Source organism: Paraburkholderia caledonica, assembly GCF_000383275.1.
In the GTDB taxonomy this organism is placed as follows: domain Bacteria; phylum Pseudomonadota; class Gammaproteobacteria; order Burkholderiales; family Burkholderiaceae; genus Paraburkholderia; species Paraburkholderia caledonica.
The window spans coordinates 231,378-255,512 of record NZ_KB911037.1; the positions used below are offsets into that span (position 1 = coordinate 231,378).

Sequence of the window (24,135 nt, forward strand, 5' to 3'; positions counted from 1 at the left end):
AACGTGGCTTCATTGCTGCGACGCTGACCTGACAAACTCGGCCAGATCGCGATTGAAACGCGCGGCTTCCTCGATGAACGGCGCGTGACCCGAGTCCGCGTACACCTTGCTGACGATGCGCGGATTCAGCGCGGTCGCGCGAGCCAGCGTCGCATGCGTGTCGACCAGCGCGTCGTGGCCGCCGTAGATGAAGAGTAACGGCACGCGCGCCTTGCCGAGCCCCTCTGCAGCGAACACCGTCATTGTCGGCACTTCTTTTTGCATGTCCCACGATGCCATTGCGGCGTTCGCGAGCAGCCGGTCAAAGGTGTCGGCGTCAGGCCGATGGTTGAAACACAGGCCGACGAAGGTGCGCTCGCCGTCGAGATGCGTCTTCAGATCCGGCGAAATCATGTCCCGATACACATCGGGATGGTCGACGATCTGAACCGGCGCGAGCTCGACCACGCCGTCGACATACACGGCACCCGCGACCGCGCGATCGCCATACTTTGCAAGGTAGTTCGATATCACCACACCGCCGAGCGACCACCCAACCAGGACGGGCTTGCGCGCGTGCGAGCCCTCGATCACCGCTGCGAGGTCGTCCCCCCAGCGGTTTCCGTCGTGGTATGGCTCTGGGCCGGACGGCTTGTCCGACAGACCGTGGCCGCGCAGATCGTACGTAATGATCCGGTATCGGCGCAATTCGGGACTTTGCACCTGAGCTTCCCAGTTCAGGTGGCTACCGAGCAGCCCATGCACCAGAATGATGGGCGGACCGTCCGGATCACCGCTTTCCTGAACCGCAAGCTTCACCCCATCCGACGATGTCACCGTATAGCTGGTGGGCGCCGCGATCGCGCCGGGTGCGGATGCGAACAGTGTCGCTGCGCAGAACACGGCGATCAGAAAGCGAGGGAACGTTCGTAAGGTCATTGTCTTTCCCGAGGAAGTGTCAGTGCGGCTAGTCTCAACCCTTACACTGGTGTGATGGTCAAGCAAATTATGCTAGCCTGCTCTTTATGAAAGACACACCCTCACAGGAACTGCTGACGATCGGACAACTCTCGCAACTCACCGGCGCGAGCGTGCGATCAATCCGGCATTACGACGAACACGGTCTGCTTGCCTCGGTACGTGCGAGCAATGGCTATCGCATGTTCCCCGAGAAGGCAGTCACGCAGGTCAAGCAGGTTCAGCGCATGATCGCGACCGGTTTCACCATCGACGATATTCGCGGCTTTCCCGACTGCATGCTTCTAATCGAAGGCGCCCGCTCCTGCGACCAGATCACCGACGTCCAGCGGGCAAGACTCGAAGCCATCGATCGCCAGATCGCGGACCTCGAAAAGCGGCGCGAGCGGCTCATCAAGACCTTGCAGGAAGGTGCGGTGCCGCCCGTCGACTGACGCGAACCGCGGCACACGGAGAGCGCCGTCAAACAGGAACATTGGACGCGGTTTTCTTCATGCGAACGAGTGGACCGTCGAACTCCCGTCCGATTGCGTATCTGCGCGATTCCCGATCACCAGCCAACTTCTCTCAAGCCGGCTGAGCCTCCGGAAACGTCCACTTGCCGTTCACAACTTCCGGCTTGGGCCGATACAGGCGTACCGTGTAGTTCCACCCTGCAGCGATGGGCAAACAGTTAGATGCTTTCCCGTCGCATCCGCCGAACTGAATATCCACCGAGCCGTCCGCGTTCCTGTGCGCGGTGGTGTTGTTCAACGAGTAGGCGTTGAGTGGATTCGGGTCGATCAGTCCCGCCGCGTTATACACGGTTACCGACCAGAAACCAATAACCGGTACGCCTCGGTCAACGTGGATCTTATAGATCGTCGTACCGTCATTTCTCGAAGGAGTCCGGGTGAGGTAGATGGCATCTTTATCCGGATTTCCGCCCCACAAAGTTGCTGTACCGATGAGATGGTGGACTGGATCAACGTCACTCTCACGGCCAAACGATTTGCGAGCGCTAGGCAGAGTTGCCCCAAGCACCAGAAGCGCGTCGCGGACTTTCTTTTGGCTTGCCTCGTCCCAGTTGGGCACGTCGAAACTTCCAACATTTTTCTGCTCGATCCTGGTGTCGTCTTGCAACGCATGAGCCTTGGCAAGATCGCCCGGATCAGCCGGGTTGACTAGCGTACGGACCGTCGCGAGCACATACCGCGTGCCGATCTGCTTTCTGTCCAGCGTGTATCTGCCGGGGTTGTACACGACTTCCTGAGCATAGTGATTCTGGTTGATGACGATCATCGAACGGAAGCGCTTTCCCGCGTCGGGCAAGGTGATGGTCACCGGACCAGCATCGAGATCGAACACTGCCGAAGAATAGAGCGTATCCCGATTCACGCGCACGACGATCTGCTGGTCCACCGGAGCAATTTCCCTGTTGTGGAAGAATTTCCCGAATCCATTGCTTTTCACCACCTTAGCCAACTCGGCATCGGATTCCGCACGAATGAAATTCTCGGTGGTGACCGGTACCGGGACCGACTGTGCAAGCGCAGTCTGGATCGTCGCGAGCAGTGACAGCATCGCAACTGCAAAAGTGATTTTGTGTTTTCCCATGACGTCTCGCTAGTAGCTGGAAGTGACTTGAATCGGAAACTGACTTGTGGCCCGGCTTGAGTCACCAATGATTCGCACACCGGATTAAATGTAGTAAATAAGGTACAGGAAAGATAGGAAATACGCGAATCGCAGGTGATAGAAAACGCTTAACACGAGGCCACGCTGTCAATGAAACCCGATGTCAGATTCGATGACCAGGCAACGTTTACGCTAATCGTAGGTCCCACAACACATCGAGTACATGTTGAGTGGAACGCTCAACGTACCCTGCCCGATGTGCGATGCCGAGCCGACGCCACAACGCCGGGCGCAGTGGACGCATGACAATCCGCCGATCGGGGACTGGCGTGGTGGCCTCATGGGGCAGCAGCGCTGCGCCGTACCCTGCCGCTACCAGACTCTTGATCGCGTCGTTGTAGTTGAGCTGGATGCGCGGCGCAGGATGATGCCCGGCGGTCGCAAACCACTCGGCCGTCAGGCGCGAGAGACGTGTAGTCGCGTCATTGAGAATGAGAGGTTGAGCGGCGAGCCATTCAGGCGTCACCCGGGCGGGGCACCGCCAATGCGCGGGGACGAAGGCCATTACAGGGTCCCGGCGCCAGGGCTTTATCACGAGTCCAGCCACGCGGGGCTGCGGCAGCGCGACCAGCCCGATATCCAGCGTCCCATCCGCCAGGCGCGACAGCGTTTCATGCGACGTGAGTACCGCAAGCTGAATATCGATTGCAGGGTTATTCTCGCGCAGCACCTCGAGCGCTTGCGGCAACAGGTACGCGATCACGCCGGTCGACGCACCGAGCCGCACGCGCCCTTCTATCCCCTGCACCTGGCGTTGAATATCGTCCAACGCCTGCTCCGCATCGGCCAGCAGTCGACGCGCGCGCTCCACTAGCACCTCACCTATTGCCGACGGCCTCACCTGACCGCGCTTTCTCGACAGGAGCGGCGCCCCGATGCGACTTTCGAGTTCAGCGATATGCAGGCTGACCGTCGGCGGCGCCAGATTCAGCGCGCGCGCTGCATCGGCAAACGAGCCACGCTCGGTAATCGCAATCAGAGTACGCAGGCGGTCCAGACTGATCTCTCGCATGTCGACATCCCGATTCAGGAAAACTGAATTGCAAGGTTATAAAATTCAACTTTTCCTATTTTAGCGGTTCGGTGAACATGCGAGCTCGTTTTGCCCATTACCACCACTCGGAGTATTTCGCGTATGAGCGCTCCCGTTATTTTCATCGATGGCGACCAAGGCACCACCGGACTGCAGATCCATGAAAGGCTGCGCAATCGGACCGACATCACGGTGTTCACGCTTGCCGCCGCGGAACGCAAAGATGCACGCCTTCGCGCGGAAGCCATCAACGCCTGCGACATCGCGATTCTCTGTTTGCCCGATGCCGCCGCACGCGAGGCGGTGAACGCCATCGTTAATCCTGCCGTCAGAGTCATCGACGCAAGTTCGGCCCACCGCACGCAGACGGGCTGGACATACGGTTTTCCGGAAATGACGTCGGGACAGCGTGAGCGCATTGCGAGCGCACGTCGGGTCACCAATCCCGGTTGCTACCCGACGGGTGCGATCGGCTTGCTGCGTCCGCTGTTGCAGGCCGGGCTGATACCCGACAACTACCCTATCAGCATTCATGCGGTGTCCGGTTACTCCGGACGCGGGCGTGCCGGAGTGGAGGAGCATGAAGGTCCCGATGCCATCAACGCGCCTTCATTCCAGGTATATGGTCTGGATCTCGCGCACAAGCACACGCCGGAGATCCAGCAGCACGCGCTGCTCGCGCAGCGTCCGATCTTCGTGCCTGCGTATGGGGCGTTCCGCCAGGGCATCGTGCTGACGGTGCCCCTGCAGTTGCGGCTGCTGGCACCCGGCGTGGATGGCGCGACGTTACACACATGCCTCGCACGCCACTATGCCGAGGCGGCTCACGTGCGTGTCGTGCCGCTGCATGAATCGTGCGCTGAGAAGCACCTGGACCCGCAAGTGCTGAACGGTACCAACGACATGCGCTTAAGCGTATTTCCTGCCGTGGATCACGGGCACGTTCTGCTTTCTGCGGTTTTCGATAATCTTGGCAAAGGCGCATCCGGCGCTGCGGTTCAGAACCTGAACCTGATGCTAACGCAGCAATAGCGGCCGATGCTTTGACCCAACGTTCGGCCGCACGTGCCAGCCGGCAGTGCGACATGAGGAATGGCTCGGTCCCCGCCGGACATTGGATATGCATCTTTTTGCCACCGCGCGAGGCCCGGCACATTGATTGCTCCACAGGTATTAAGGATGCGGCAAACGGCTGCGTCCCAATTCTCTCTGACAAAGGAGGCAGAAATTATGAGCAAGGCAACGAGCGCCTTATTCGCGGCTGTCGCCGCACTCACGCTGTCGGGCGGCGCCTACGCACAGGCCGCCGGTGGCTCCGGTGGGAACGGTTCGGCAGGCAGCACGGCTAGCCCCGCAAACCAGGTGAATAGTGCAACGGGCGGCTACGGCACACCGGGCACCACCAATTCCGACAGCGGCATGTCCGGCCGTCCCAACTCGGGTCTGCCGAGCAGCGTCAACAGCGATTCGACTTCCGGCGCCACCGCACCGGTGGGCGGCAACAACACCTTGGCGACGCCGAGTGTGAAGTCGCCGGCATCGGGTAAGTAGAAGCAATTCGTTGACTATCGGTGGCGATGAAGCCACCGTCACGGCCCGCTGTTCGCCATCTGGCACACGGTAAGACTGCTGCCCTCGCGACAGCGGGCCGCCCCACGCGTCGTCGTGGGGCACATGAGCTAGCGCCTACGATGGCGCGCGGCGAAATTCAGTTTCCCGATCGCAGACCGGCGTAGACCATCTTCGTGAACTGATCGCCGTTGAACACGAAATTCCCCCATTTTGCATCGAAGGCGGCGGTCGGCTTGGCGGCAATGATTTCGTCAAGCGATTTACCTTGCTGCTTCAGCGTCATCACGTTATTGCGTACCGTGACAAGCATGTCCCGGAACTCGATCAATTGAGTTCGCGTACCAACGGGACCATGACCAGGGACAACGATCGTGTGATCAGTCGTGCGCGCAACAGCTTTATTGGCCCAATTGATCGCGCCGTCGATACTGCCGCCGTCCTCATTGTCGATGTATGGATAGATGCCATTCCAGAATGTGTCGCCGAGAGCAAGCACATCGGCATTCTTGAAGTACACCCACAGATCGCCATCGGTATGGCCACCGCCGAAATTTTCCACTTCGACGCTGGTGCCCGAAAAATTGAAAGTCTTCTTGTGATCGATCAGGAGTGTCGGGCGCGCATCTGCCGGCACCGGGTCGAAGGTCCAGTTCCACGCATTGACATGCGTCGTTTCAGTCAAATGCTTTGCGGTATTCCTTTGGGCAACGATAGTGGCACCCGCCTCATGCATCCACGCGTTGCCGTCGGTATGGTCCCAGTGCCAATGAGTATTGACCACGTATTTCAGCGGCGAGGGACCGATGGTGTCGAGCGCCGCCCGGACTTTTCGCTGCGACTTGCTGATGCCCGCGTCCACCAGGAATTTACCGTCCCTGCCCGATAGAACCGTGATGTTGCCACCGGACCCCATCAGCACCGTGATGTTTCCGCGTTGAGGATTGACGACGATGTCTTCATCGGCACGTCGCAGATATCGTGCACCTGCACCGGTATGAAAATAGTCATCCGGCGTTGCACTCGTGCTCGTCGAGGACGGGCTCACGGGATCGGCCACAGCTAGAGTGGAAACAAGCAGAGAACTCGCAGCGATGGAAACCAGTACCAACACGAGTCTGGTTAATACGGCTTCTTTCGCAATCGTTCCGAGTCTGACAAGTACTTTCACTTTCATATCTCCCTTTTCATGGAGCGAACCACGTTTTCCGCTGAAGTCCAACGTGATTCGTATTAGCAGGCAGCAGTCACATCGCCCCGAAAATGCTTCACTGTCGACTCAGAATGGCTTGGTCGGCAGATACTTGCCGTCGAGCGTGATTACGGCCCGCGACCCACCCTCTGGATCGTCCACTTTCTTGATGTCCAGCTTGAAGTTGATCGCGCTGATAATGCCGTCGCCAAACTTCTCGTGCACGAGCGCCTTGAGGGTTGAGCCGTAGATCTGCACCATTTCATAGAACCGATAGATCGTTGGATCGGTCGGTACGCCCCCCGGGATGCTGCCGCGCACCGGAATGCTCTGTAACAGGCGTACGGCGCCTTCATCGAGATCGAGCTTGTCGGCGACGACCTTGGCAGCGTCGGCAGGCAGCGGATGCTGGCCGAGCAGCGCAGCCGTGACGAATGCGAGGCTGAGACCGGTACCTTCGTTGATCTGCTCAAAGGTCAGGTTCTTCCGGATCTTCGCGTCGATGATCACATCCGCGAGATTCTGGCGAGTGGTTTGGCTGAATTGCGACTGGGTCATGATGGTTCCTTCAGTTGATGAACAGGATTCAGGCAGCGCGGGAAAGTCGTGCAGGCGTTGCACAGACATGCGGATGCTCGGAGAGCGAAACAAAGCGGTCGGTCGTGCCGTCGAGCGCATCAATAGAACCGGTTTCGATGTTGTAGACCCAGCCGTGCAGCGCGAGATGCCCCTGTTCGAGCGCGAGTCTCACGGATGGGTGCGTCTTGATGTTCGCCAGCTGAGCAATCACGTTTTCGCGGACCATCGAGTCGATGCGCTCACGCTCGCTGCCGTGCACGCGTGACTCGTTGACGACTCTCGCGGAATCCGCATAGCGCAACCAGTTGCGCACGGCGGGCATGTGGTCCAAACATTTGCAGGCGGCGATTGCGGTCATCGCGCCGCAATCCGAGTGGCCGCAGATCACGACGTCGGTGACACCGAGCGCCGACACAGCGTATTCGACCGTCGCCGAAACGCCGCCGGGTTCGGGACCGTACGACGGCACGATGTTGCCTGCGTTGCGTATCACGAACAGATCTCCCGGCTCACGCTGTGTAACGAGTTCGGGGACGAGCCGGCTGTCGGAGCACGAGATAAAGAGAGTGCGCGGATTCTGGCTCGTGGCCAGTCGCTTGAACAACTCGGAGCGTCGGGGAAAGGCGTCGCGCTGGAACTTCAGGAAACCGTCAATGATGTCTTTCATCTCTTCGCCCCTCCGGCAAGTTGTGAACCGATGGTCGAAGCATGAATCCGTTCAACCATAGCGTCCAAGACCGGTTTATTATGGTTTCTATAGGAGACGCCTATAGTGAGGGACCATGCTGCTCCGACATATCCGCTACTTCCTCGCCGTGGCCGAGCATCGCAATTTCACGCGCGCGGCAGAGGCACTGCATGTCTCGCAGCCCACCCTGTCGCAGCAGATCAGGCAACTCGAGGACACGTTATGCGTGCAATTGCTCGATCGAAGTGGCCGGACAATCCGGTTGACCGACGCCGGCGCGGCGTGGCTGCTCTATGCTCAACGAGCGCTTCAGGATCTGGACGCCGGCAGACGGGCTATTCACGACGTGCACGACCTGAGCCGTGGTTCATTGCGGCTCGGCATGACGCCGACTTTCACCGCCTACCTCGTCGGACCGCTTGTCGACAGGTTCAACCAGCGTTATCCCGGCATCATCCTGAATATCGAGGAGATGTCGCAGGAACGGATGGAAGTACTTTTGAACGAAGACGAGCTGGATATGGGCATCGCGTTCGCAGACACGCATTCACCCGATATCGAAACTGAGTCTCTGCTTGTCGAGGCGCTTGCTGTCGTGGTCGGAAACTCGCATCCCCGAGCGAGGAAGCGCGGCGCGCTAACGCCTCGCGACTTCGAACGGGAAGCTTGGGTACTGCTAAACGAAACGTTCGCCACGCGGCATTACATCGATCACTACTGCCGCGAGCACGGCGTGGCACCGCGCATAGCAGTAGAGGCCAACTCTATTAGCGCTGTCATCGGGATTGTCGGCTGCAGCCAGCTCGCGACCATATTGCCCGCGGCCATCGCGCGGCAAAACGGTGACCTGTCGCTCCTCAAGCTCGAACCTTCGTTACCGCAGCGAACCGCCGCGCTCTTGCGGCGCAAAGGCGCGTACCGAACTGCCGCTGCGCGCGCGTTCGCTGAAGTCGCTACTGAAGTGAGTCAGAGCCTGTAGGCGTGATTCGCTCACGCACAAGCTTTTGTGCGCAGTCGCCCAAGTCGTTGCATTTTGTCGCCCGTACGATCTGCCATCGGTAGCGCCGCACCGACTGCATACTCTTACGGAGCCAAGCCAAGCATGCTTCACGAACTGCCAGCCATTACACGGAATGTCCACTGGGGCTACTTTGATGCGGCGCTAGCGCCCGCGCTGATCGTCGAAAGCGGCGATTTCGTGCGCGCCGAAGCGATCACGCATCATGCGGGCGACGCGCCCGATCTGATGATGGACGACACGGTGCGGGCGCTATACGACACGATTCCGGAATCCGATCGGCAACCCGGCGTGCATCTCATGACGGGGCCGATCTTCGTGAGAGACGCGAGACCCGGCGACCTGCTCGAGGTGCGTTACTTACAAATGACCCCGCGTTTCAATTACGGCTCGAATCTCGCCGCGCACTGGGGTCATCTGTTTGCCGACTTCGACAAAGAGCGGGTCACGATCTATGAGCTCGATCAGACGTCCAATACGGCTCACGCATTGTATGCATACGACTACCCCGGAAAATATCTGGTGCCGGGCAAGCGATCGGACGTTCGGGACTGCTGCCGCGAACTCGCGCTCGAAGGCATTCGTGTGCCGGTGCGCCCTCACCTGGGCACCGCAGGCGTCGCGCCCGACGTGGCTGGCCGCGTGAGCACTGTGCCACCCGGCGCGCATGGCGGCAATATCGATAATTGGCGCATCGGCGCTGGATCCACCATGTATTACCCAGTCGCGGTGGACGGTGGTCTATTCTCGATCGGCGACCCGCATGTATCGCAAGGCGATGGCGAGATTAGCGGCACCGCAATTGAGGCCTCGCTCAATGTGATGTTCCAGATCGTGTTGCGGCGGGACTTTACATTCCCTTCACCGTTGCTGGAGACGCCAGATTATTGGATCGTCCACGGTTTCGATGAAGACCTGAATATCGCGACCAGAAACGCTTCTCGCGATATGTTGCTTCTGCTCACCGAACGGCAAGGGTTATCGCGCGACGACGCCTATTCGCTGATGAGCGTGGCGGCCGATTTCTCCGTGACGCAGGTGGTCGATGGCCGTCAGGGCATTCACTGCAAGATCCCCCGCAGCATTTTTCCTCCGAAGAAACGACCTCGCGCGTGAGCTGTGCGCGCGCGCCACGGCGGTGCGCCCGCGCACTGCCGTAGCGCAGCGCTGCGGCGCCAACCGGGCTGTTATCGATGGCACGGACATTGCCCTTGAACAACTCGACTGACGTTCGTCAGCGTACGGGAGCCTTGGGTTGGATCTACAGCGTTTCACCACCGAGTCATACGCCGAGACAGATCGCCTGCGAGCATGGAAAGAGGCGCTGGGCCGATTCGGCCTGCGTTCCGGCGCGCCTGAGGCAGCCGCTCCCCACTTGCATGGCACCGTCAGGTCACGCACGTCGACCAACGGCTTCGAGTTGATCGCGCTCGCCGCTTTCGCGCAAACCATCGAACTCAATGTCGACGGCGCAGACAGTCTTCTGATCGTGCTGCATATCGACGGCTGCCTGACGCTCGTTGCCGACGGTGCGAGCGAGAGCGTTGCTCCCGGCGATATCGTCTATGCTTCCTCGCGCGAGGAAGCGCTCCTATCGTTCGCGTCAGACTTTCGGGCGTTTGTGATCCGCGTGCCTCGCGCTGCGATCAACGCACGTCTTCTAACACCGTTTTCATTGCGTGCCGGGCGGTTGCCAGGCGACGCCGGTATCGGCCATGTGTTTTCCGGCTTTCTGCGCTCGGTTGCGGAAAGCGTGGAAACGTTGACGCTCGACGAGTTGCGTCCACTGGAACTCGCGCTTGCGGAGTTCCTCGTCGCGTCTCTCGTCGGTCATGACAAGGAAGGCAGCTTCAGTGGTCTCACTCCATCTCAAGCCGCCCTTTTCTCGCGCGTGTGCCGAACGATCGAGGCCAATCTGGCCGATCCGAATCTCGGGCTCACATCGATAGCGAAACAGGAGCGCGTCTCGCCGCGTTATTTACAGAAGCTTTTCGAAGCAGTCGGACAGAATTTCTCGACTTATCTGCGCTCGCGCAGGCTAGAGCGTTGCCGCGCGGATCTGGTCAATCCGCTATATGAAAAGCTCTCCATTGCCGATGTCTGCTTCCGCTGGGGTTTCAATGACGCGGCCTATTTCAGCCGTGCGTTCCGCGAGCAATACCGGGCATCGCCGCGCACTTTCCGGCACGAAGCGAGTCTCGAACTAGCGCGCCATCTCGTGCGGCGTATCTCACGCGGCTTGCCCGTCAACGCGGGGAACCTGCTCGTGCATGCACAACTCGCCGGCCAAGATGCCGTTCAGGAAGCCGCGGACGAGCCGTACGTTGCGACGCAACCCGAAGTTCCTTCCCCATCGCCCACTCGCGAGTCCAGCAAGCCGCGTCATCATCTGCTGCGCGCAACCGCCAATACGATTCATTGGGGCTACTTCAGTCACGATCTCAAGCCCGTGCTGGAAATCGACAGTGCAGATACCGTGACTATCGAAACACTCACGCAACACGCAGCCGACGACTGGGAGCGGATGGTGCGCGGCGATCCTGGCGCCGAAAGCGTGTTCCACTGGACCGCGGCGCGTAAGAACGTGAACCGGCGCGGCGCGGGGCCCATGGATGCGTCCATTTACGGCCGTGGCGCGGGAGAAGGCTTCGGCGTGCACATCTGCACCGGACCTATCGCCGTGCGCGGCGCGCAACCCGGCGACGTGCTGGAAGTGCGTATCCTCGACATTCACCCGCGACGGTGCGCCAATCCGAAATTCGCCGGCCGTGCGTTCGGCAGCAATGCTGCCGCGTGGTGGGGATTCCACTATCGCGAGCTATTGACCGAGCCGAAACCGCGCGAGGTCGTCACCATCTATGAACTCGATGCGGACGCAACCGACAGCGAGACCGCCTGCGCCCGCGCCGTCTACAACTTCCGCTGGACACCCCAACGCGATCCTTTCGGCGTGATGCATCCGACAATCGATTATCCCGGCGTGCCGGTCGATCATTCGACAGTGGTTGAGAATCACGACATCCTGAAGAATGTCCAGATTCCGGTGCGTCCGCATTTTGGCGTGATCAGCGTCGCGCCGCAGCAGGATGGGCTGATCGATTCGATTCCGCCTTCGACCTTCGGCGGAAATCTCGACAACTGGCGCGTCACCCGCGGCGCGAGCGTGTTCTTGCCGGTCGGCGTGCCCGGCGCCCTCCTCTCCATCGGCGACCCGCATGCATCTCAAGGAGACTCGGAACTGTGCGGCACAGCGATCGAGTGTTCGCTCACCGGCGAATTCCAGGTAGTGCTTCACAAGAAAGAAACGCTCGCCAACCAGGTGTACGCCGACCTCACGTATCCGTTAGTAGAAACCGCAGACGAATGGGTACTCCACGGCTTCAGCTATCCAAACTATCTGGCCGAGTTCGGTACCAGCGCGCAAAGCGCCGTGTACGAAAAATCCACCCTCGACCTCGCGATGCGCGACGCTTTCATCAAAACGCGGCGTTTCCTCATGACGACCAAGGGCCTGTCCGAGGACGAGGCGATTTCGCTGATCTCAGTCGCGATCGACTTCGGTGTGACGCAGGTCGTAGACGGCAATTGGGGCGTGCACGCGATCATCCGGAAATCGCTGTTCTCCGCGTGACGTAGCGTGACGTAGCAAGCGGCGGCTTCAATACGCGCGCGGACAAGAGTTTGTTCGCAGCAAGCTCGATGCGGCGATTTTGGCTTCCGTACGATGGGTCCTGACGTGAACACAGGCGTACGCGCCGTTCGACAGGACACTGCACCATGGATTCTCCCGCATATCGCGCGCTGGCCGGCCACGGGCGCTTTGACTATTCGCCGATCGGCGGCCGCCCTGTCTATCGCTGGCCCGACGGTTCCCGCCTCGCTGTCTACATCGGTTTCAACATCGAACATTTTGCGTTCGGCGAAGGACTGGGCCCCACCATCGGTCCAGTGATGCCTGAGCCAGACGTACTAAATCACGCATGGCGCGAGTACGCGTTGCGCGTGGGAGCATGGCGCTGTCTCGATCTGTTCGATGAGCTGGCGCTACCGGTAGCGGGCATCATCAATACGGCGCTCTATGATCATTGCCCTGACCTGGTCGCCGCGTTCGCCCAACGTGGCGATGAACTTGTCGCCCACGGCCATACCAATTCAGAAAGACAAGGAACGCTGTCCGAGGCCGACGAACGTGCGCTGATCGTGGCATGTCGCGAGCGAATCGCCGCGGAAAGCGCGCAGCAGCCAGCAGGCTGGTTATCGCCGTGGTTGTCCGAGAGTCATGTCACCAGCGATCTCGTGGCGGAAGCGGGTTACCAGTACACGCTCAACTGGTGTCACGACGATCAACCCACGCGCCTCGTTACACGCAACGGTCAGCCGCTGTGGGCTATTCCGTACCCGGAAGAAGTCAACGATATTCCAATGATCCTCGCGCGTCAGATGGACGCAAGGTCGTTCGCCGATCTGGTGATAGATCACTTCGAGGAGATGCTGCGGCAATCCACCCGCGAGCCGCTGGTGATGGGCATTGCCTTGCATGCATACCTGGCAGGACAGCCGCATCGCCTGGTTCACTTGCGCCGAGCGCTCGAGCATATCGTCCGCGCGCGCGACGAAGGCCGCATCTGCATCACTACGCCGGGTTCGATCGCAAGTCACATGGACTTCCTTGGCCATTGACTCCCCCTCTTCTCGCATCGCCATACCACCTGTTTAACCGATATTTTGTTCAACCTCTTCAAAGGTCCGCCATGTCCATGTCAAAAGCGTTCAAGCTTCTCTTATGCGCTGTCACCAGCCTTCTTCTCGCACAAGGCGCATCCGCTCAATCGTGCGAGCCGTCGAAAGTGGCACAGAAATATCCGTCCCTGGCCGGAAAGACCATCAAGATCGGCGTCGATCCAGAGTCGCCGCCGTATGCGTTTCGTGACAGCAAGGACTTCAACAAGATTATCGGCGCCGATGCCGACATGGAAGCGATGGGATATGGCTCGCTGGAGGACTTCATCACTCACTTCTGGGAAGGCGATTTCCTGAAGAAAGACGCGAACAATATCCTGTCAATGATGCGGAGCTGGCAATACGCCGATATCTCCGCGAATTCGCTTTATCAAGGTGATTTCGATCGGGCGTTGGGCAGCATCACCGCCAGAGCTATTGTGATGCCCGGGCGCACCGATCTATATTTTCCGCCGGAAGACAGTGAGTATGAAGTCTCGAAGATGCCCAATGCACTACTTCGGCCTATCGAATCAGTGTGGGGTCATTTCGCGGGCGGCCCCGCGGCCAATCCCGTCGACGTCAAGTTCATCGACGATGCAGTCAGGGAAATTCTCGCTATGTAACGCCCGTGCGAAGCGCATTGATTGAAGTACTCCTCCCGGAGAACGGAAATCGGAATCCGCTTTCCCTCCGGGAGGCTTACTGCCATAGCCACTCAAAAGCACTAGAAGTTATGGTTCATACCGAATGAGACGCCGGTCTGCTTCGCATGTCCGGATGGGTTGAGCGTTGCGTTGGTGACATAGCCGCCAGTGAAATGCGTGTAGTCGACGTCAGCATAGAACTGAGTGCTTTTCGACAGCGAATAGGTGACGCCGAGAATAGAAACGTCCTTCCTGCCGTCCACGCCGGCCGTCGAGTTCTTGTTGTCGTAATACGCGCCCGTCACGTTGAAGAACGACGACACCTTATAACGGAAACCGCCCCACAGGTATTGGTTGCGAGTCTCGCCATGCACCGTCGAAGGAACGGACTGTGTAGTGAGCGAATAGCCCGCCATCAGATCGACCGGACCGATCGTCACGGCACCGCCAGCGGTGTATTGATTGTTGGCGAAATACGGGGTCGTGGTCGCTGTAGTCGAAAGCGGATTCGAACGATGCGTATAGCCGGCGCCGAACTTGAACATCCTGGTGTGGTAATTCAGGCCGCCCGCGATCATGGAGCCGCTAGACAAACTGCCCGCGATGCCACCCGGCGCGTAGACCGCACGAGGCGTCCACGGACCGAAGTCTCCGTGATAGTGGATCGCGTTGTCGTCGCGGCCGCTCGTGCCGCCCGAAATCGCCGCCGCTTCGGTAATGCCCAGATAACGCAGATCGAATGGCTCGAAGTCTTTGATCAGGCGGTGCTGCAGTGTGAACTGATGCCCCACGTCTACCTGACCGAACGGGCCACCGATTCCAACCGTCGACGTGCGCGAAAACAGCGTGTTGTTAGAGGCGCTGTTCGCGCCAGTCGACAGAATATAGCCCGCTTCGAGATTGAAGCGTACATAGTAGCCGCCGCCCAGGTCCTCGATCCCAAGAAATCCCCAGCGATTCGATTTATAGACGCCGTTCGAGGCCATAGACAGCGCTGCACCGCCTGCCTTGGTGCCGTTCACGAGATTACGCAGCCCGCCGTCCAGCGAGCCATACAACGTAACGCTGCTTTGTGCGTGCGCTGCACCGCTCGACAGTCCCACCAGTGTCATTGCCGCCAGCGAGCGCCGCATGCCGATCCTGCGCGTGCCGCGCCCCCTTACTCCAGTTTCAAACATATCTCCTCCATTGAAATCGTTAATCTGTGAGGCGAGAGGGCATGCCATGCGCTGCCCATCCCTCCGCCATCTTTCGGGGATTGCCCGAGAAATCCGCGCACTCGGCGCAGTGGGCCATCAATCAGAATTGCGTGCGCAGACCGCCGCCGACTGTGGTGCCGGTCGCCATCCTGCTCGCGCGGTCGGACAGCACCGCGGCATAGACATCGGTGCGTTTGGACAGCGGGTAGTCGTACGAAAGCGCCCAGGTGTTGCGGTAGACGGACGCGTGACCGGAACTCTTTGAATAAGCATCCGAACCGAGAATCCGGCCCACGCCCACGGGAATGGCGAAACCAATCTGTGCGGTGTCGATGCCGACATCGCCGTTCGAGATCGAATCCCACACGTGCTGATATTGTCCGTAGAGCTTCACGAAGTTCATGCTGTACGAAACGCCGAGGTTCACTACGGACTGCGTGGTTAGCCCCGGAATCAGCGTGCCGAGATCGCCGGCGTTAAGGCTGTACTTGATCTGCTGATAGACGACCGAGGTCGCGAAACCGCCGTTGTTGTACGAGACCTGGCCGCTCCACTTGTTCTGGCCGGGATGGCCCGCTTCGTTGCCGAATGAATACATCGCGCGTCCTACGAGCCCGTTGTACGACGGCGACGCGTAGTACACCGAGTTCCACCATTCGCCCGCATTGCCGAATACACCCTGTCCATTCACGCCGACGTAGCTCTGCAGCACGATCGGCGAAAACACGAACGAGTTGAAGAACGGGTTGAAAGTGATGGTCGAGAACCAGAGCAACGGCGGAATCAGGCCGGCCGTCACCGTGCCGTAACGGCCGGTCAAGCCAACATACGCGTTGCGCGAGAACAGCCCGTCCTGCGGAAAGCCGGTGCGGCCCATCGCGCCGGTCTGAATGTTGAAGTACCCTTCGAGATCGAACACGACCTTGGTGCCGCCGCCCAGATCTTCCGTGCCGCGCAGGCCGAAGTACGGCGCGGTCATGCCGCCATTACCGGCGATCACGCTCGCCCGACCGTTCATCGGCTTCTTGTAGCCGACAAACGCATCGAGAAGTCCATAAAGCTGCACGCTAGATTGCGCGTGAGCGGCTTCTGCACAAAACGCAGCGCCAATAATCAGCGCCATTACTTTCAGTCTTATTCGCATCTAAGTCTCCTGCTTCTCCAACCTGGACGTGCGCATGCGAGCCGGCGCGCGACGGACATGCCAGGATATGTCCAGTCACGTTTACGACGTCGACGTTTTTTTACGGACTACGAAATATAGATTCTGTGGTCTCTACTTTTTATATCTATGCGCGTCACCGGAAAACGACGCGCAGGGATGTCCGCCCTGCTGCCCTGCTTATGTCTGATTCTGTGTGCGCGACGGCGCAGCCGAAGGCGTGTTCGGCGCCTTCTGTTTCGAGCAAAGTAGCGAGTGCAATATGACGAGAGTCAGACCGCCCGAAATCACAGGCTGCTGAACGACGAGCTGGAGCATCAGCGGCATTGCATGAATCACTTCGGGCGAGATGAAGAGACCACCAAGGCCAATGAGAAACGCGAGCCCCGATACGATCAGCCGCCGATCGTCCCATTCCACCTGCGCGAGAATATGCACGCCATGCATGAAGACGATGCCGAACAGCAGCGTTGCGGCAGCCGAGATCACCGGAATCGGCACGACGACCAGCAACATGTCGAACTTCACGCAACCGCCCAGCACGATCAGCAGGCAGCCGGCGGCGAGTGTAACGAAACGCGAGCCCACCCTCGTGGCGCGCAGAATGCCGATGTTGTCCGGATACGCAATGGTGCTGAAGCCGCCCCAGACCGCCGCAACCACCGAGCCGAGTGCGACCCCGAACAAGCCTTCTGACATCCGGCCGGGACTCAGTGTCTCATCGCCCCATTCGGCAACAGCCTGATAGAGCGCCATCGATCCCATGCCGGCGGGAATCAGCACGAGCAGGAACACGGCGACGAGATCCGGCCGCACGCCGAAGCCGAATGGAAAGATGCGCGGTTCGACGAGGAACGGCGCCGCAGCAACCGCGGTGAACGACACGGGCTGGAACAGCGTATAAGCCAACGTGCCGAGCGCGAGGCCCACCAGGATCGCCACGCGACGCATACGCTGTCCGCCCCACAGCATCGCGAACACGATGCCCGCCACCGCCACCGTGCCCGAAAGCAGATTCACGACTGGGAAACCAGGGCTTTTAGTGCTTCCGATCCACGTCGGCAAGGCTACGCTTGCGATCTGCACGACGATCAGCATCACCATCATTCCGGAGATGATCGGCAGGCGCAGATGCTTCGCGAATACGCCTGCAACGCTGCGTCCTCGGATCGGCACCGTGAGCACGCACCAGATCAGCGAAGCGGCGAAGAACGATCCGAATGCCGTGCCGAGCCCGCCCGACTGCAAATGCCCTACCGTCAGGAGCGCGCCGAAACTGCCTGCATAAGGGCCCTGCACGATCGGTAGACGCAACAGCAGCACCGATTGCAGGATCGTGATGATCCCGCACGCGATGAACGTCATTCCGTACAGGTAGGCGATCTGCTCATCGGCCAGATGGAAGGCGCGCCCGAGAATTCCCGGAAAAACGAACATACCGGTCATTCCGAATACGTTCTGCAGCGCGAGCACGGCCAGTTGCGGCAGCGGCAAACGCCCGTTGATCCCGATGTCGAACACGCCCGCCGGCGCAATGTCCGCGGTGGCGTCTCGGGTCGATGCGCCGGGTTTCGGCATGTGTGTATTCAAGGTTTGTTCCATTGAACCAAAAGGAAAGCCTGTCTGGCGACGCGCGCCTGCTGCCGGCGAACTTCAGTTGTCGAGCGGAACGCCTTTCGTTTCCGGACCGAACCAGATCGACACCATGCCGACGATAAAGAGCAGCGACACTGCAGCCGACGCCGCCGGAAACGAGCCGAATTTGCTCACTACCGCGTTGCCAGCGATCGGACCGATGCTCGTCAACGCTCGCGCCATGTTCCAGCAGAAGCCTTGGCCAGTTGCCCGCACACGGGTCGGGAAAAGTTCGGGCAGATAGGCGGCGAACGTGCCGAACGCGCCGATCACGAAATAGCCGTACACCGGCATGAGCCAGAGCACGCCGCCGACGTCGTGCACCGTCATGAACAGCACGAGCGACACGATCAGCGATCCTAACGAAAATATGAAATACGACATACGTCGGCCGAAGGCGTCGAGCATCCAGATCAGTGTCAGATAACCGAGCGTCGCGCCGAACATCATCAGGATGAACGCGTAGCTCACCGTGGTGCCGATGTTGCGCTGATCGGCAGCGGCAGCCGAAAGCTGATGAATCCAGCTCGGCAGGAACGTGAGACCGCCCCAGCAGCCGAGCATGGCCGCCGACGACACGATCACGCCGATAATCGTCTTGCGCCGAAGTCCCGGCGCGAAAATGGCGGTGAAGGTTTGCATCGCCGATTCCGCGACGACGCTCTCCCGCACTTGCACCCAGCGCTGCGGCTCGGGCACGAAGCGGCGCACGAGAATGGTGACGAGTGCCGGCGCTGCGCCCACACCGAGCACGACGCGCCAGCCGAATCGGCCGAGCAGCAGGTTGTCGAGCGCCGCGGCAAGAAAGCCGAACGCGAAGGCCATTTGCATGATCTGCATGGCGCGGTTGCGTTGCCGCCCCGGCCATGATTCGGCGACGAGCGCGGCGCCTGCCGCCCACTCGCCGCCGATACCGAAACCAGCCATTGCCTGCGCGACGGCAAGCTGCGGCCACGTTTTTGCGAATGCGCTCAAGAGCGTGAAGGCCGCATAGATGAGGATGGTGAGGCCCATGACACGCGAGCGGCCGTACCGGTCCGCGGCTACGCCGAACAGCACGCCGCCGATCCCCCAGGTGAGCAGCTTGCCCGCAATGATGTAGCTGCCGATCTTGCTGATTTCCGTTGCGTCGGTGCTATGCAGCAGCTGGCTCACGCTGGGCACGAGCACTAGCGTGAAGAGATTCAGGTCCATCGAATCGAACATCCAGCCGAGGAACGCTGAAATCAGCGCCAGCCACTGGTAACGCGACAGTCTGTATGCCTGCGCGTCGACCGAAGCCACCGGCGCCGCCTTGGCGCCCTGCGATGTGCCCATGGTTCCCGTCTCCTGATCTTCCGCCGTGAGGGCGAGCGGTGTGATTGGTACGGGTCATAGGCCCGCTTTCGTCAATGGGCGCAGTATATCGTAATGCAATTAGATTGCAATACGGATTATTGTATTACGGCACGACAGCCAGACGGACGGCAGCTCGCAATTGGCGCGCCCTGCCTTATGCGGGATGGATCAGGTCAGGCAAGCGGCGGGCATATGCCGCCGTTGCGATGACCGCTGCTAGTCATTGGCTGCGACGGCCAGAACCTGAACCGCCAGCCTTTCCGCCTGCTCGACATGGTGTTTGCACGCCGCCGCCGCAGCGTCGGCATCGTTGCGCATCACCGCGTCGACAATCGCGGCGATCTCGTCGTAGCTCTGCACGAGGCGGCCTTCCTGGGAAAGCGTAGTGGCACGCAGCATCATCACGCGGGTATGGACGAGACGCAGCATCTCGGTGAGCACCGGATTGCCCGCGCCTTCGAGGATCACGTCGTAGAACTGCGCCTTCTGCTTCAGGAAGCGCATGGTGCCTTCCTGACCTTGCATGTCGCGCATCGACGCCAGTTCGTTCAATGCATTCTTCAGCGCTGTACGCTGTTCTTCGGTTGCCCGCTCGGTGAACTGGCGGCCCGCAAGCGCCTCCAGCACGGCGCGCACTTCGTATAGACCGCGCGCCTCGTCGCCCGTCATGACGGCGACGATCGGACCTTTGTGCGGAATGATCTGCACGAGCCCTTCCGCGACCAGCTGGCTCAGCGCCTCACGAACAAGCGTGCGGCTGACGCCGAGCATTTCACAGAGCTCGCGCTCGATCAGCCGGTCGCCCGGTTTGAACGTCAGATCGCTAATACACGCACGCAGACCATCTATCACCTGCTGCCGCAGCGTGGCCACCGGCCGCACAACCAGTCTATTGGTATTCATCCCTTCCCTTTGCCGTAGAAAAATAGGAGCCGCCATACTTCGTAATACAATCATATTGACATTCGACGGCTAAGCTCCGATACTCGCTCTCATTATACAATCCTACAACCGCTGGACAAACTCGAAGGATACTCATGGAAGACATCACGCTATCCGAACGTCGTGCCATCGGCGCAAAGATCCGCAAGGAAGTACTGGGCGCGAACCATACGCAGAACAACGCGAATCCTCATCTTTTCGACACCGTGTTCCTCGAGTACACGGAAGACGTATGCTGGGGCAACGTGTGGAACCGGGACGGCCTCACGCGAGCCACGCGCAGCATGTTGAACCTCGCGATGCTGGCGTCGCTCGGCCGCTGGCACGAATTCGAAGTTCATACGCGCGGCGCGGTCAACAACGGTGTGACGGAAGAGGAAATTGCCGAAGTTGTCTTGCAGGCAGGCGTCTACGCAGGCATTCCGGTCGCCGCCGAAGGGCTGCGCCGGGCAAAAGCGGTCGTGCTCGATCTGAAGGCAAAAGCCGCGGCAACGGCCTGAATCCCGCAAGCGATCCGTCAAGATCGCGGCACATTGCGATCCGTCGTCGCAATTCATCTCGGGCACGTCCGCCTGGCGGTTCCGGGAGTTCCAGGCGTTGCGCGCCGCGAGCTGCCCATCCGGCGGCCGGGCGCGAAACACCTGTCACCGACGCGTTACCTGTACAAGTCATGTCTCAGTCAACTTTCTGCGAAATCCCCGCAGGCCGCATCGCCTACTCCCGTCGCGGGACGGGCCGGCCGCTGGTCCTGCTTCATCCGATCGGCGTCGACCGGAGCTGGTGGGACGAATATGTCGAGCATTGGGCGGCGTCCTATGATGTCGTCGCAATCGACCTTCGCGGCCACGGCGAGTCGAGCGTCATCACGTCGCCCGTCACGCTCGCCGATCATGCGGCCGACGTCGCCGCCGTGCTGCGCAAGGAGCACCTGAGCGGCGCCACGCTGATCGGCGTCTCGATGGGCGGCATGATTGCGCAGCGCGTTGCGATCCAGTTCCCCGAACTCGCCGGCGCGCTGATTCTGTGCGGCACGGCGGGCGGCTTCCCCGACGAAGTGCGTCCGCGCATCCTTGCGCGCGGCGACATGAGCCGCCAGGGCTCGATGTCCGAAGTCACGGACGACACGATCGCACGCTGGTTCACCGCCGACACCCCGCGCCCGGATCTCGTCGAAAAATGCCGCGCACGTCTTGCCGCCGACGACTGGTACAGCTGGAGCGCGAACTGGCAGGCCATCTCGCAGTTGGACAACCTCGGCGAGCTGCCCCGCGTGAAAGCGCCGGCGCTCGTCGTCGCGGGCGAGGCCGACGCGAGCATTGCGCCGGCGGTATCGCAGAAGATCGCAGACGCGCTGCCGCACAGCCGTTTTGTCGTGGTGCCGGGCGCCGCGCATTTCGGCGCATTCGACATGCGTGAAGTCTTCGCAACGGTGTTCGACGATTTTCTGTCGAGCCTTGCTCAATGAAATGAAACGCTGGCCGTGCGCACGCGAACACCTCTTCGCACGCCGCGCGGCCCAGCAGTGATCGAATAAATGGAGCGGCGGCCGCCATGGCCGATCGTCTCGAGGAGGCAGTATGGCAATCACAATCCGTTCGTCTTTCACCGTCGATGCACCGCCGTCCGACGTCTGGAAGACCATGATCGACATCGAACGGTCCGCCCCGTGCTTTCCGGGCGCGGAACTGAAGGAACATCAGCCCGACGGCAGCTACAAGGGTGGCTTCACCGTAAAGCTCGGCCCGCTCACGCTGAAATTCGCGGGCAAATTCAAGATCGCTGAACAGAACGACGCAGACCGCAAGGTCGTGGTGTCCGCAAGCGGCACCGACACGAAGGGACGCGGCGGCGCAGATGCGCAGATCAACGCGGCCGTGACCGACGCCGGCAGTGGCAAGACCAAAGTGGACGTCGTCTCGGACGTGAATCTGTCGGGCACCGTCGCGCAGTATGGACGCGGCGCCGGAATGATCGAAGCGCTCTCGCAGCAGTTGCTGAACCAGTTCGCGAAGAATCTGACCGCGCTGATCGAGTCCGACGCCGCGTATGCCGCTGAAACCGCCACGTCGGCGCAAGCTGCGCATGCGACGCCCGCGACGTCCGACGGCGCCGCATCGGCTCCCGGCGATCAAACTGATCGGATCAACGAGGCAACGCAGACCGCCACGACGGATGCGTCGCGCCCGGCGGCCGAAACGCGCCGCCCGCCGCCCGCACCCGCGCCGGTTGTTCCGCTCGACGCGGGCGCGCTCATGCGCAAAGCCATGTGGCAGTCGGTCCGGAATTTCTTCGCGCGGCTCTTCGGCGCTAAACAGCAACATTGAAGACGCCACCGCTGCACTATCGGAGCACGCATGAAACCCAGTGAATTTCTGTACCACGCGCCGACCACGCTCGACGAAGCCGTGCAACTGCTCGGCACGCTCGAGGACGCGCGAGTGCTGGCGGGCGGTCAGTCGCTGATGCCGATGATGAACTTCCGGTATCTGATGACGAGTCATCTGATCGACCTGAACGGCGTCGAAGCACTGACCCGCATCGAGCAGCGCGGCGATCGCCTCCACATCGGCGCGATGGCGCGGCAACGCGACATCGAATTGTCGCCGCTCGTCATTCAACGCGCGCCGCTGATCCGGGAGGCGTATCAGCTCGTGAGCCACAAGCAGATCCGCAATCGCGGCACGCTCGGCGGCAGTCTGTGCCAGCTCGATCCTTCGTCGGAACAGCCCTGCTTCACCGCCGCGCTCGACGGCGTGTTGACCATTGCACGCTATGAAGACGGCGCGGTCACGCACCGCGAATTACCGATGTCCGACTGGGCCGTGATGTACATGACCCCCGCGCTCGAAGAAGGCGAACTGCTCGCAGGCATTTCGCTCGACATCTGGCCCGAAGGTCATGGCTATGCATTCGAAGAATTCGCGCGACGTCATGGCGATTACGCGATCGTCGGCGTCGCGGCGCTCTGCACCGCCGACGCGCAAGGCAACCTCGACCGCGTGTCGCTCACGATCTGCGGCGTTGCGCCCGGCCCCGTCCGCATGCACGACGTGGAGACCGCGCTGCGCGGCCGCCCGATGGACGACGCCGCGCTGCGCATGGCGAGCGACGCCGCCAGCGCGCTCGACGTCATGACCGACGCGCACGTCAGTACCGACTACCGCCAGCATCTTGCAGGCGTCCTGACCGAAAGAGCGCTGAAACGTGCGTTCTCGCGTGTCGCAAGACAATCGTAGAGTGACTAAGGAGATGGACATGGAGACTCGTACTGTCAGAGTCGTCGTCAACGGCACCGCTTATGAGCGCGAAGTCGAATCGCGGCGCATGCTCGGTGACTTCCTGCGTCACGACCTCGAACTCACCGGAACGCACTACGGTTGCGAGCACGGCGTATGCGGTGCCTGCACCGTGCTGATCGAAGGCCGCACCGCGCGCGCCTGTCTGACGCTTGCCGCCCAGGTCAACGGCCGCTCGCTGACTACCGTGGAAGGCCTTGCTCACGCAGACGGCACGCTGAACGAACTGCAGAAAGCCTTCACCGAAACGCACGCGCTGCAATGCGGCTTCTGCACGCCCGGCATGCTGATGACGCTCACCGAATTGCTGAACGAAACGGATTCGCCGAGCGAATCGGAAATCCGCGAAGCGATCACGGGCAACCTGTGCCGCTGCACGGGCTATCAGCCGATCGTGGCCGCTGCGCTGCTTGCCGCCCAACGCATCCGCGATCAGCGTGCGGCAGCGTCGACGACGCCTGCGGCACACGCTACGGAGTAACAC

The 24,135-nt window shown here is 60.6% G+C and carries 24 protein-coding genes; 13 read left to right on the plus strand and 11 right to left on the minus strand.

Going from position 1 to position 24,135, the window contains the following annotated elements:
- Positions 1-9: 9 nt before the first annotated feature.
- A complete protein-coding gene (locus H281_RS0113695) occupies positions 10-918 on the minus strand; it encodes an alpha/beta fold hydrolase (protein WP_020067682.1) in 909 nt (302 codons plus the stop codon).
- Positions 919-1,004: 86 nt separating this feature from the next.
- Here H281_RS0113695 and H281_RS0113700 point away from each other — a divergent pair, with 86 nt between their 5' ends.
- Positions 1,005-1,391 carry a MerR family transcriptional regulator gene (locus tag H281_RS0113700; RefSeq protein ID WP_020067683.1) on the plus strand — a complete coding sequence of 129 codons (387 nt, stop codon included), beginning with the start codon at positions 1,005-1,007 and terminating at the stop codon, positions 1,389-1,391.
- Positions 1,392-1,524: 133 nt separating this feature from the next.
- On the opposite strand, the gene H281_RS0113705 is transcribed toward H281_RS0113700, so the two are convergent.
- Together H281_RS0113705 and H281_RS0113710 are read right to left on the minus strand one after the other, a co-directional pair.
- A complete protein-coding gene (locus tag H281_RS0113705; protein ID WP_020067684.1) occupies positions 1,525-2,553 on the minus strand; it encodes a DUF1214 domain-containing protein in 1,029 nt (342 codons plus the stop codon).
- 208 nt (positions 2,554-2,761) lie between these two features.
- A complete protein-coding gene (locus tag H281_RS0113710) occupies positions 2,762-3,646 on the minus strand; it encodes a LysR family transcriptional regulator (protein ID WP_020067685.1) in 885 nt (294 codons plus the stop codon).
- Positions 3,647-3,769: 123 nt separating this feature from the next.
- Here H281_RS0113710 and argC point away from each other — a divergent pair, with 123 nt between their 5' ends.
- Together argC and H281_RS0113720 are read left to right on the plus strand one after the other, a co-directional pair.
- Positions 3,770-4,699, plus strand: a complete 930-nt coding sequence (gene argC, locus H281_RS0113715) for an N-acetyl-gamma-glutamyl-phosphate reductase (RefSeq protein ID WP_020067686.1) — start codon at positions 3,770-3,772, stop codon at positions 4,697-4,699.
- A 198-nt stretch (positions 4,700-4,897) separates the two neighbouring features.
- On the plus strand, positions 4,898-5,218 hold the full coding sequence (locus tag H281_RS0113720) for a hypothetical protein (protein WP_020067687.1): 321 nt from the start codon (positions 4,898-4,900) through the stop codon (positions 5,216-5,218).
- Positions 5,219-5,375: 157 nt separating this feature from the next.
- Here H281_RS0113720 and H281_RS0113725 read toward each other — a convergent pair whose 3' ends face one another.
- From H281_RS0113725 to H281_RS0113735, 3 genes are all read right to left on the minus strand, one after another.
- Positions 5,376-6,413, minus strand: coding sequence for an MBL fold metallo-hydrolase (locus tag H281_RS0113725; RefSeq protein ID WP_020067688.1), 1,038 nt, complete (start codon positions 6,411-6,413; stop codon positions 5,376-5,378).
- Between the two features lie 102 nt (positions 6,414-6,515).
- Complete coding sequence (gene cynS / locus H281_RS0113730; protein ID WP_020067689.1) at positions 6,516-6,986, minus strand: cyanase; 471 nt, start codon at positions 6,984-6,986, stop codon at positions 6,516-6,518.
- A 28-nt stretch (positions 6,987-7,014) separates the two neighbouring features.
- Positions 7,015-7,674: a carbonic anhydrase gene (locus H281_RS0113735; protein ID WP_020067690.1), complete on the minus strand. Its 660-nt coding sequence runs from the start codon at positions 7,672-7,674 to the stop codon at positions 7,015-7,017.
- Positions 7,675-7,789: 115 nt separating this feature from the next.
- Between H281_RS0113735 and cynR the strand changes: the two genes are divergently transcribed.
- The 5 genes from cynR to H281_RS35995 all read left to right on the plus strand — a co-directional run bounded on the left by cynR (position 7,790) and on the right by H281_RS35995 (position 14,058).
- The gene (cynR, locus tag H281_RS0113740) at positions 7,790-8,674 is read left to right on the plus strand and encodes a transcriptional regulator CynR (RefSeq protein WP_020067691.1); all 885 of its coding nucleotides are present in this window, start codon (positions 7,790-7,792) and stop codon (positions 8,672-8,674) included.
- Between the two features lie 123 nt (positions 8,675-8,797).
- Positions 8,798-9,829: an acetamidase/formamidase family protein gene (locus H281_RS0113745; RefSeq protein ID WP_020067692.1), complete on the plus strand. Its 1,032-nt coding sequence runs from the start codon at positions 8,798-8,800 to the stop codon at positions 9,827-9,829.
- Positions 9,830-9,968: 139 nt separating this feature from the next.
- Positions 9,969-12,344, plus strand: a complete 2,376-nt coding sequence (locus H281_RS0113750; RefSeq protein ID WP_020067693.1) for an acetamidase/formamidase family protein — start codon at positions 9,969-9,971, stop codon at positions 12,342-12,344.
- 146 nt (positions 12,345-12,490) lie between these two features.
- Positions 12,491-13,393, plus strand: a complete 903-nt coding sequence (locus H281_RS0113755; protein ID WP_020067694.1) for a polysaccharide deacetylase family protein — start codon at positions 12,491-12,493, stop codon at positions 13,391-13,393.
- A 77-nt stretch (positions 13,394-13,470) separates the two neighbouring features.
- Complete coding sequence (locus H281_RS35995; protein WP_241077877.1) at positions 13,471-14,058, plus strand: alpha/beta hydrolase family protein; 588 nt, start codon at positions 13,471-13,473, stop codon at positions 14,056-14,058.
- Between the two features lie 101 nt (positions 14,059-14,159).
- Here H281_RS35995 and H281_RS0113765 read toward each other — a convergent pair whose 3' ends face one another.
- The 5 genes from H281_RS0113765 to H281_RS0113785 form a co-directional block, all read right to left on the minus strand.
- Entirely contained in the window at positions 14,160-15,257 is a 1,098-nt protein-coding gene (locus H281_RS0113765) for a porin (protein ID WP_051120960.1), read from the minus strand.
- A gap of 121 nt (positions 15,258-15,378) precedes the next feature.
- On the minus strand, positions 15,379-16,422 hold the full coding sequence (locus tag H281_RS0113770) for a porin (protein ID WP_027804573.1): 1,044 nt from the start codon (positions 16,420-16,422) through the stop codon (positions 15,379-15,381).
- A gap of 198 nt (positions 16,423-16,620) precedes the next feature.
- Positions 16,621-18,030 (minus strand): uracil-xanthine permease family protein, encoded by a 1,410-nt coding sequence (locus H281_RS0113775; RefSeq protein WP_241077878.1) that lies wholly within the window; start codon positions 18,028-18,030, stop codon positions 16,621-16,623.
- 63 nt (positions 18,031-18,093) lie between these two features.
- The gene (locus H281_RS0113780) at positions 18,094-19,392 is read right to left on the minus strand and encodes an MFS transporter (RefSeq protein ID WP_020067699.1); all 1,299 of its coding nucleotides are present in this window, start codon (positions 19,390-19,392) and stop codon (positions 18,094-18,096) included.
- Positions 19,393-19,629: 237 nt separating this feature from the next.
- Positions 19,630-20,316 (minus strand): GntR family transcriptional regulator, encoded by a 687-nt coding sequence (locus H281_RS0113785; protein WP_020067700.1) that lies wholly within the window; start codon positions 20,314-20,316, stop codon positions 19,630-19,632.
- A gap of 134 nt (positions 20,317-20,450) precedes the next feature.
- On the opposite strand from H281_RS0113785, the gene H281_RS0113790 reads away from it, so the two are divergent.
- From H281_RS0113790 to H281_RS34640, 5 genes are all read left to right on the plus strand, one after another.
- A complete protein-coding gene (locus H281_RS0113790) occupies positions 20,451-20,855 on the plus strand; it encodes a carboxymuconolactone decarboxylase family protein (protein WP_020067701.1) in 405 nt (134 codons plus the stop codon).
- Between the two features lie 170 nt (positions 20,856-21,025).
- Entirely contained in the window at positions 21,026-21,820 is a 795-nt protein-coding gene (locus H281_RS0113795; protein WP_020067702.1) for an alpha/beta fold hydrolase, read from the plus strand.
- 112 nt (positions 21,821-21,932) lie between these two features.
- Positions 21,933-22,679 carry an SRPBCC family protein gene (locus H281_RS0113800; protein WP_020067703.1) on the plus strand — a complete coding sequence of 249 codons (747 nt, stop codon included), beginning with the start codon at positions 21,933-21,935 and terminating at the stop codon, positions 22,677-22,679.
- Positions 22,680-22,709: 30 nt separating this feature from the next.
- Positions 22,710-23,591 (plus strand): FAD binding domain-containing protein, encoded by an 882-nt coding sequence (locus H281_RS0113805; RefSeq protein WP_020067704.1) that lies wholly within the window; start codon positions 22,710-22,712, stop codon positions 23,589-23,591.
- 19 nt (positions 23,592-23,610) lie between these two features.
- Positions 23,611-24,132, plus strand: a complete 522-nt coding sequence (locus H281_RS34640; RefSeq protein ID WP_020067705.1) for a (2Fe-2S)-binding protein — start codon at positions 23,611-23,613, stop codon at positions 24,130-24,132.
- Positions 24,133-24,135 lie beyond the last annotated feature (3 nt).